Annotated in this window: 3 protein-coding genes; all 3 read left to right on the top strand. The window is 39.8% G+C overall.

The annotated features are described in order from the left end of the window. The first annotated feature begins 51 nt into the window (after nt 1-51). The 3 genes from B036_RS0125705 (at nt 52) to B036_RS0125695 (ending at nt 2,104) form a co-directional block, all read left to right on the top strand. Nucleotides 52-342, top strand: coding sequence for a hypothetical protein (locus B036_RS0125705; protein WP_020571606.1), 291 nt, complete (start codon nt 52-54; stop codon nt 340-342). Between the two features lie 390 nt (nt 343-732). Further along, nucleotides 733-1,548 carry an AraC family transcriptional regulator gene (locus tag B036_RS0125700; RefSeq protein ID WP_026232354.1) on the top strand — a complete coding sequence of 272 codons (816 nt, stop codon included), beginning with the start codon at nt 733-735 and terminating at the stop codon, nt 1,546-1,548. A gap of 67 nt (nt 1,549-1,615) precedes the next feature. Next, the gene (locus B036_RS0125695) at nt 1,616-2,104 is read left to right on the top strand and encodes a VOC family protein (protein ID WP_020571603.1); all 489 of its coding nucleotides are present in this window, start codon (nt 1,616-1,618) and stop codon (nt 2,102-2,104) included. The last annotated feature ends 333 nt before the right edge of the window (nt 2,105-2,437 follow it).

The raw sequence follows: 2,437 nt of genomic DNA, 5'->3' as shown, positions 1-2,437 counted from the left end.
GAATTCATCCAAAGCATTTAAAGCAAGTATTTCGCGAATACGTCCCCGTTATTGAAGGAGTGGGATTTGATTGGCGGTAAGCGGATCGCCGTTGATGGCACGAAAGTCCATGCGCAGGATGCCCGCACCGCCGTAGGCAGCAGCGCAGCTCACAAGAACTTCAACGACGCCAAGCTGAAGCGACATCTGGACTGGATCGACAACCGGATCGACGGAGCGCTGGAGGATTTTTCCCGCCTCGATAAATACGAAGAGAGTGAAGAGAAGACGGCTTTGGTGGCGCGGACGCAGGATGCCCTGGACGTTTTAAAAGCCAGGAAGTCTGACTATGAATCCCTATAATAAGCCCGGTGTCTATCAGCAACGCCAGGCCATCGTCGAACACCCGTTCGGCACTCTAAAGCAACAATGGATAAGCTACTACACCTTATAAAAGGCCTTGATAAAGTTGACGGGGAGTTCAGTTTGCTGGCTTGCTGCAACAACATCAGGCCAGCATGTCTATTTTTGGCATATTGGTCCTTCTTGAGCCTCTAAACGGGCATTTTCTCCATGTTTTACCGCTTTTTGCTACGAGAGGCTTTGTGGAGGCTATTGTTTTTGGTGTATTTTGTGAGCGGCCACGGAGGCTGGCGTTGGTAAGCTAATCAGCGCCTGGAAATTATGTTTTGGGTGGGGACTTATCACTCAGACTCCCGTTGTGTGTCATTAAAATAAGACCCGAATTCAAATATGAATTATAACACATTTAAACCACATCCTGATTTAGAATCTCTTGTTAATTGCTATTGGACTTTGGAAGTTCCTTCTGAAGGTAATCCTCAGAAACAAAGAATTATTCCAGATGGCACAATTGAAATGGCTTTTATCCTTGGAGATGATATTAAAAGATATACTAAGGGAAATGAGTTTATCCTTCAACCTCGAACAATGGTAATTGGGCAAACTTTAGAACCATTTTATATCGAGCCAACAGGGTATGTGAACACGTTTGCAATTCGGTTTTACCCTTTTGGATTCTCTAACTTCGTGTCTAAGCCTATTGAAGACTTGGTAAATAAAGAAACTCCGTTAGGAGAGCTGTTCGGAGAACAATCTTCAACATCATTAGAGAATAAAATAGCCAATGCAGAAAACACAAGTAAACGAATTAACATCATAGAAGAATTTCTTTTAGATAAGCTAAATGATAAATCGACAATAGACAAAATAGTTAAGTCAACTATTGACGCACTTTTATTGTCGAATGGTAATGCATCAATTAAGAATATTTTAAGAGAAGACAAATCCAAAAGAAGACAGCTGGAAAGAAATTTTAAAAAACAGATTGGAATTAGTCCAAAGCAGTTAGGAAAAGTCATTCGACTGCAAACAGCATTAAAGTTATTGCTTAATAATGAGTCAGAGAAATTAACTAATATTGCCTATGAATGTGAGTTTTACGACCAAGCACATTTTATCAAAGATTTCAAGGAGTTTACAGGTATTAAGCCTAAAGACTTTTTAGGTGATGAAAGCATGGCCCTTTCCTCCCTGTTCTACAAGTAATGTCGCTTTTTTACAATTTTGGTTTTTACAAGTACCCTATTTTTGTATTATCATTCAAACTAATAGTATGAAAAAGGTAATACTAAATGTCATTCTTCTCGTTGTCGTTCTATTTCCTGCTTGTACTGAGCAAAGTAAGTCGAATACATATAATGAGAAGCACAATCTAAAAGAAAATCAAAATTTTATGAATAATTACGTCTCTATCTTTGAGATTCCAGCAACAGACTTTGAACGTGCTTTAAAATTTTATCAATCCATTTTAAGCATCAAAATAGAATCAATGGATTTTGCAGGGATGCAAATGGGGCTATTTCCTTATGAAGACCAAATGGTTATTGGAAGTATCATGAAGGGAGAAGGTTATAAACCCACTTCTGACGGTGTAACCATTTATCTTAATGGCGGAGAGGATCTCCAAGCTATTCTAAATAAAGTCGAACCAAATGAAGGGAAAATAGTTGTTCCCAAAACGCCACATGCAGATGAGAGCGGTTTTTTTGCAATTTTCCTCGATTCAGAGGGGAATAAAATAGGACTCCATTCTCCGAAATAGAGGCGAAGGAAATGGGTTAAATAAAAGCGATTTGGGTAAATACTCAAATCGCTTTTTTATTTTGTAGTACTTTGGGCAAACGTATCTTTATGGATAAAAAGAAAGCGAACGCACAATAAAGGCTACAGCGGCAATACTCCCTAAGGGTCGTGCTGCGTATAGCCGGGAAACGTCAGACTGAGTAAAAAGTCTAGCCAACCCAGCAAAATCGTAGTATCTTAACAACAGTTACTGATACCCAAGACAATTACCAGAAAAACCGGAAGCGACCCACCCAATATGGCCTCTTCGCGACGCATTTGGAAGCCATGATAGCTCCCGACTCGGAAGTTC

This window comes from Neolewinella persica DSM 23188 (genome assembly GCF_000373105.1).
Taxonomy (GTDB): domain Bacteria; phylum Bacteroidota; class Bacteroidia; order Chitinophagales; family Saprospiraceae; genus Neolewinella; species Neolewinella persica.
This window is presented reverse-complemented; position numbering and strand designations above follow the sequence as displayed.